We start from the raw sequence: 6,441 nt of genomic DNA, 5'->3' as shown, positions 1-6,441 counted from the left end.
GTGCTGCGCCTGCAATTGCCGCATCCGGCCGTCGAGCGCACGCAGGCGGCGCTCGATGTCGTCACGGGCGGGCACCAGCAGTTCCGCGGCGACCGACGGCGTCGGCGCCCGCAGGTCGGCGGCGAAATCGGCCAGGCTGAAATCGGTCTCGTGCCCGACGGCCGACACGACTGGTACCGGGCAGGCGGCGATCGCGCGGGCAAGCGCCTCGTCGTTGAACGCCCACAGGTCTTCAAGCGAGCCACCGCCACGCGCGAGCACCAGCACGTCGTATCGCCCGGAGGTTGCGGCGCGCTCCAGCATCCGGGTGATCTGCGCCGCGGCAGAAGCGCCCTGCACCTGCACCGGCAACACGTCGGCCTGGACCAGCGCGAAGCGCCGTCCCAGCACGCTGAGCACGTCGCGCACGGCAGCGCCTGTGGGCGAGGTGATCACGCCGATGCGCGTGGCGAACGCCGGCAGCGGCCGCTTTCGGTCCGCGTCGAACAGGCCTTCGGCGGCCAGTTTGGCCTTGAGCTCCTCGAACGCGCGCCGCAGTGCGCCTTCGCCAGCCTCTTCCATGTGGTCGAGCACCATCTGGTACTCGCCGCGGGCTTCGTACAGCGTCAGGCGGCCACGCGCCAGCACGCGCATCCCTTCGCGCGGCACAAACTTGAGCCAGCTGCTCTTGGGCTTGAACATCGCCGCCCGGACCTGGGCGCGGGCGTCCTTCAGGGTCAGGTACAGGTGCCCGGACGCCGGTCGGGCGACATTGCCCAACTCGGCCTCGATCCATACCAGTGGGAACGCGCCCTCCAGCATGTCCCGCGCCAGCGTGTTCAGCTGGCTCGGGGTCAGGACGTGGTTGGGGTCGTCGAGGGACATCGTGGAAGGGGCCGGGTGGCGGGCTACCGTAGCGCAGTGGCGGGTGCGGGTCACGCCGGGACGACGACCGCGCGGCGGTACAATGCGCGGATGAATTCCGATGCCCATTGCCCCTGCGCTGCTCCGCTTTTCGGGCCGCAACCCCGCCGCCATACCCGCGCCGTGACCATTGGCGGCGTCCAGGTGGGCGGACAGGCGCCGGTGGTGGTGCAGTCGATGACCAACACCGACACCGCCGACGTCGCGTCCACCGCCAAGCAGGTCGCCGAGCTGTGGCGCGCCGGCTCGGAGCTGGTGCGCATCACCGTCAACACGCCCGAGGCCGCCGCGGCCGTGCCGCGCATCCGCGACCGGCTGGCGATGATGGGGGCGGAGGTGCCGCTGATCGGCGATTTCCACTACAACGGCCACCAGTTGCTGACCGCCGAACCGGCCGCTGCCGAGGCGCTGGCCAAGTACCGCATCAACCCCGGCAACGTCGGCTTTGGCAAGAAAAAGGACAGCCAGTTCGGGACCTTGATCGAGCTGGCGATCAAACACGGCAAGCCGGTCCGGATCGGCGCCAACTGGGGTTCGCTCGACCAGGCGCTGGCACGGCAGTTGATGGACGAGAACGCGCTGCGCGACGAACCATGGGACGCCGGCCGGGTGCTGCGCGAGGCGCTGATCCGCTCGGCGCTGGACTCGGCCGACCGCGCGGTCGAGATCGGTCTTCCGGCTGACCGCATCGTGCTCAGCGCCAAGGTATCGGGCGTGCAGGAGCTGGTGGCGGTGTACCGCGAGCTGGCCACGCGCGGCGGCTACGCGCTGCACCTGGGCTTGACCGAGGCCGGCATCGGCAGCAAGGGCATCGTGGCTTCGAGCGCCGCGCTGGGCATCCTGCTGCAGGAAGGCATTGGCGACACGATCCGGATCTCGCTGACGCCCGAGCCGGGCCAGTCGCGCAACAACGAAGTGATCGTCGCCCAGGAGCTGTTGCAGACGATGGGTTTGCGCGCGTTCACCCCGATGGTCACCGCGTGTCCGGGCTGTGGACGCACGACCAGCACGTTCTTCCAGGAGCTCGCGCAGAAGGTGCAGGAGCACGTACGCGCCAGGATGCCGGAGTGGAAAGTGACCCATCCCGGCGCGGAGAACCTGACCCTGGCGGTGATGGGCTGCGTGGTCAATGGCCCGGGCGAGTCCCGCCACGCCAACATCGGCATCTCGCTGCCGGGCACCGGCGAGGCCCCGTCGGCCCCGGTGTTCGAGGACGGGGAGAAGACCGTCACCCTGCGCGGCGAGCACATCGCCGATGAGTTCGTCGGCCTGATCGACGCCTACGTCGACCGCCACTATGGCCCCGCCGGCGCCGCCTGATCCCGCCCGGCGTCGCCTGCCGCTCGCCTCGGCGCTGCGGCTGGAAAGGACGCTGCTCCGCAGCCTGCTGCACCGCCACGGTTGGCGACTGCTGCTCGTGTTCGTCGGACTGCTGCTGCCGATGTGGGGTTTTGCCGAGCTGGTGGACGAAGTGCGCGAGCGCGAGCCGATCGCGTTCGACGAGCCGATGTTGGCTCTCGCCCGCGACGCTGCCTCGCCGGCGCTGGACCGGTTCTTCGTGATCGTCACCGACCTGGGCTACCTGCACGGGGTGGTCCCGTTCGACGTGTTGCTGGTGCTGACCCTGATGGGCCTGCGGCGGCCGCGGGAGGCAACCTTTGCCGGCATCGCGCTGGCCGGGTCGGGCCTGCTCAACGTCGGTACCAAGTTGCTCTTTGCACGTGACCGGCCGACCTTGTGGGAATCGATCACCCCCGAGTCGAGTTACAGCTTTCCCAGCGGCCACGCGATGGGGTCGGCGACGCTGGCGTGGGTGGTGGTCCTGCTCGCCTGGCGCACCCGCTGGCGCTGGCCGGTGCTGCTGCTGGCGGTGCCGTTCGTGCTGTTGGTCGGTGGTTCGCGGGTCTACCTCGGGGTGCACTTTCCCTCCGACATCCTCGCCGGCTGGGCGGCGGCCAGCATCTGGGCGGCGATCGTCTACCTGGCCGTTTTCCGCTGGCGCATGCACCCCTGGCGCACCGGCCGCTGACAGCACCTCGCTCGCGGGGATCTCTGGTGCAGTGCAGCACGCAGGCTGGAACATTGTTTCGTGCGGCAGCCCACCTCCGTGTCCGGCTGCATACGCCGCGGCCCCCGTGCTGTCTCGTTTTGTTGCAGTTCAGGGAATAAAGGGGCCACGTGACGGCTGCGTGATCGCTGCGTGAGGGCACCCACGGCGTTTGACGCGCGAACCGGCCATTCCCAGGATCGCCCGGTCGCGGCCATCACGGCCCGCGTCGGTTCCCGCATCGCATGCAACCGGAAAGTTGCCACCGACACCGTCGGATGCGCGGCGCGGGGAACAGGGGGAATCGTTGAATCCGCTCCATCGCCCCCGCGATGGGAGTTCTCATGGAAAGGAGGATGTGGGATGTCACGTTATTTCCGTTCGTATCGCCTCAACCTGCTGGTGGCCGCCATCGGCATGGCCGCCATGTCGACCGCAACCGCGGCCGACACCCGCCAGGTCCAGCGCCAAAGCCTCGGCGCCACCCCGATGAACCGAGTGGCGGCCCAGCTCGGGCTCGGCAGCGACATGGCGCTGAAGGCGCGCACCTCGGCGCCGACCCGCAACGGCAACCGCACCGTGCGCATGCAGCAGACCTATCGCGGGGTCCCGGTCTGGGGACACAGCGTCGCGGTCGTGCAGGACAGCATGGGCAACGCGTTGCGCATGCAGGGCCAGGTCCTGCAGGACGTGCAGGTCGAGCTTCCATCGGTGACCCCGCGGCTGAGCGCCCAGCGCGCCCAGGCAGTGCTGGCCGCCCGCGCCGGTGCCGCCTTGGCGGCCGGCGGCAACGTCAGCAACCGCAAGACCGAGCTGTTCGTGTATGCCGAGCAGGGTCCCGCGCGGCTGGTGTACCTGACGTCGTTCTTCGTCGACGGTGACAGCCCCTCGCGTCCCACCGCGATCATCGACGCCAACTCCGGGGAAGTGATCCGCCAGTGGGAAGGCCTGACCTTCGCCGACGGCTACGGCCCCGGTGGCAACCAGAAGATCGGCCAGTACCAGTACGGCACCGACTACCCCGCGCTGGACGTGCAGCAGTCGGGCAGCACCTGTTCGATGGTCAACACCAACGTGGAGACCCACAACTTCAACCACGGCTCCAGCGGCCCGATCCACTCGTTCAACTGCCCGACCAACACCGTCAAGCAGATCAATGGCGCGTACTCGCCGCTCAACGACGCCCACCACTTCGGTGGCGTGGTGTACGACATGTACAACGCCTACGTCGGCGTTCCGCCGTTGACCTTCCGGCTGAAGATGAACGTCCATTACGGCAACAGCTACGAGAACGCGTTCTGGGACGGCTCGTCGATGACGTTCGGCGACGGCGGCAGCACCTTCCATCCGCTGGTGTCGCTGGACGTGAGCGCGCATGAGGTCAGCCACGGATTCACCGAGCAGAACTCGGGCCTGATCTACAGCAACCAGTCGGGTGGCATCAACGAGGCCTTCTCCGACATGGCCGGCGAAGCGGCGGAGTTCTTCGACCGCGGCAGTGCCGACTACCTGGTGGGCGCGGACATCTTCAAGGGCAGCGGTTCGCTGCGCTACATGTGCAACCCCACCCAGGACGGCCGCTCGATCGACCATGCCGACGACTACTACAACGGCCTGGACGTGCATTACTCGAGCGGCGTCTACAACAAGGCCTACTGCCTGCTGGCCAAGACCAGCGGCTGGGACCCGCGCGAGGCGTTCCAGGTCTTCGCCTACGCCAACCAGTTCCACTGGCAGCCCAGCACCGGCTATGACGAGGGTGCGTGCGGCGTGCAGGCCGGAGCGGTCGAGCTGGGCTACCCCCAGGCCGATGTCGTGGCCGCGTTCAACGCGGTGGGCGTGAGCTGCGACGGAGGCGAGGATCCGCCGCCGGGCGGTGGCGAACTCGAGAACGGCGTGCCGGAGACCGGGATCGCGGGCGCGCAGGGCAGCCAGCAGTTCTGGACGCTGGAAGTGCCGGCGGGCGCGAGCAATCTCGTGTTCAACATGGCCGGTGGCAGCGGCGACGCGGACATGTATGTGCGATTCGGTGCCGCGCCGACCACGTCCTCCTACGACTGCCGTCCGTACCGCAGCGGCAACACCGAGTCGTGCAGCTTCAGCAACCCGCAGGCGGGCACCTACCATGTGATGCTGCGGGGCTACAGCGCGTTCTCGGGCGTCAGCCTGACCGGCAGCTTCTCCGGTGACGGCGGCGGTGGCGGTGGCTACTTCGAGAACGGTACCGACGTGCAGATCCGCGACCGCGCCACGGTGGAGAGCCCGATCACGGTGACCGGCGTCAGCGGCAATGCGCCGAGCGACCTGAAGGTCGCGGTGAGCATCGACCACACCTACGTGGGCGACCTCACCGTCAGCCTGGTGGCCCCGGACGGCAGCGTCTACACGCTGCGCAACCGTTCCGGTGGCAGCGCCAACGACATCGACGCGGTCTACACCGTCAACGCCTCGTCGGAAAGCGCCAATGGCACCTGGAAGCTGCGGGTGAATGACGCTTACTCCCAGGACACCGGCAAGATCGACCTGTGGAGCCTGCAGTTCTGAGTTGAGCCGGCACATCGCCGGTAGAGTGCGACATGGACCCCGGCCATACGCCGGGGTCTTTTTTGGCGGGCTACTCGCCGGGCTTGGCGCCGGTCGAGGGTGCCGAGGTGGCCGCACGCCGCGCCAGGGTCGCCTCGCGGTGCGCGATGTAGGCGTTGGCGCCGAAGATGATCGAGGCGCCCAGCACCGTCCAGCGGTCCACGCCTTCGCCGAAGAGCACGAATGCGAGCAGCGCGACGATCGGCAACTGCATGAAGCTGATCGGGGTCAGTGCGGACACCTCGCCGAGCTTCAGTGCGCGGGTCCAGAGCATGTGGCCGGCCGTACCCAGCGCGCCCGCCGCGATCACCCACAACCAGGCGATGCCTTCGGGCCATTCCCAGACCGTCAGTGCCGGCACCAGCGACATCGGCACCCACAGGATGGTGGTCCACACCACGATCCGGTCGGCCGGTTCCAGCGCTGACAGCTGCTTGATCTGGATCGAGACGATGCCGCTGAGCACGGCCGCCGACAGCGCGACCAGGGTGCCCGCACTAAATCCGTCCGTGCCCGGGCGGACGATCACCAGCACGCCGATGAAACCCAGCACGACGGCGGTCCAGCGGCGCGCGCGCACCTGCTCGCCCAGCCACAGCACGGCGGCGATGGTGACGAACAGCGGGGTCGAGTACGACAGCGACACCGCCTGCGCCAGCGGCAGGTTGCCGATGGCCCAGAAGCCGCACAGCATCGACAGGGTGCCGATCAGGCAGCGCACCACGTAGCGCGGCAGCTGCCGCGTGCGCAGCAGGCCCGGGCCGTGCCGGTAAACCAGCGGCGCGGTGGCGAGCATCCCGAAGAAGCAGCGGAAGAACGCGACCTGGAAGGTGTGCAGCGTTTCCGACGCCAGCCGGATCGTGATGACCATGAACGCGAAGAACACCGTGCTCCCCAGCATCAGGGCG

At 68.7% G+C, this 6,441-nt stretch carries 5 protein-coding genes; 3 read left to right on the top strand and 2 right to left on the bottom strand.

Annotated elements, in window-relative coordinates; genetic code table 11:
- A partial coding sequence (gene xseA / locus ACKVMH_RS05335; RefSeq protein WP_412699518.1) for an exodeoxyribonuclease VII large subunit occupies positions 1–864 on the bottom strand: 864 nt, incomplete at its 3' end.
- Positions 865–954: 90 nt separating this feature from the next.
- Here xseA and ispG point away from each other — a divergent pair.
- The 3 genes from ispG to ACKVMH_RS05320 all read left to right on the top strand — a co-directional run bounded on the left by ispG (position 955) and on the right by ACKVMH_RS05320 (position 5,494).
- Positions 955–2,223, top strand: a complete 1,269-nt coding sequence (gene ispG, locus ACKVMH_RS05330) for a flavodoxin-dependent (E)-4-hydroxy-3-methylbut-2-enyl-diphosphate synthase (RefSeq protein WP_412699517.1) — start codon at positions 955–957, stop codon at positions 2,221–2,223.
- On the top strand, positions 2,201–2,932 hold the full coding sequence (locus ACKVMH_RS05325; RefSeq protein ID WP_215219951.1) for a phosphatase PAP2 family protein: 732 nt from the start codon (positions 2,201–2,203) through the stop codon (positions 2,930–2,932). Before ispG ends, ACKVMH_RS05325 begins: the two co-directional genes overlap by 23 nt.
- Positions 2,933–3,313: 381 nt before the next feature.
- Positions 3,314–5,494, top strand: a complete 2,181-nt coding sequence (locus tag ACKVMH_RS05320) for a M4 family metallopeptidase (protein ID WP_412699516.1) — start codon at positions 3,314–3,316, stop codon at positions 5,492–5,494.
- Between the two features lie 70 nt (positions 5,495–5,564).
- On the opposite strand, the gene ACKVMH_RS05315 is transcribed toward ACKVMH_RS05320, so the two are convergent.
- Entirely contained in the window at positions 5,565–6,434 is an 870-nt protein-coding gene (locus tag ACKVMH_RS05315; RefSeq protein WP_215220297.1) for a DMT family transporter, read from the bottom strand.
- Positions 6,435–6,441 lie beyond the last annotated feature (7 nt).

Origin of the sequence: Lysobacter zhanggongensis, from assembly GCF_046638635.1 — a bacterium.
GTDB classification, from domain to species: Bacteria; Pseudomonadota; Gammaproteobacteria; order Xanthomonadales; family Xanthomonadaceae; genus Novilysobacter; species Novilysobacter luteus.
This window is presented reverse-complemented; position numbering and strand designations above follow the sequence as displayed.

Bases quoted from the DNA above. Each gene is read 5' to 3' on its own strand.
- ispG (WP_412699517.1), top strand. From the start codon at position 955: ATGAATTCCGATGCCCATTGCCCCTGCGCTGCTCCGCTTTTCGGGCCG.
- ACKVMH_RS05325 (WP_215219951.1), top strand. From the start codon at position 2,201: ATGGCCCCGCCGGCGCCGCCTGATCCCGCCCGGCGTCGCCTGCCGCTC.
- ACKVMH_RS05320 (WP_412699516.1), top strand. From the start codon at position 3,314: ATGTCACGTTATTTCCGTTCGTATCGCCTCAACCTGCTGGTGGCCGCC.
- ACKVMH_RS05315 (WP_215220297.1), bottom strand. From the start codon at position 6,434: ATGCTGGGGAGCACGGTGTTCTTCGCGTTCATGGTCATCACGATCCGG.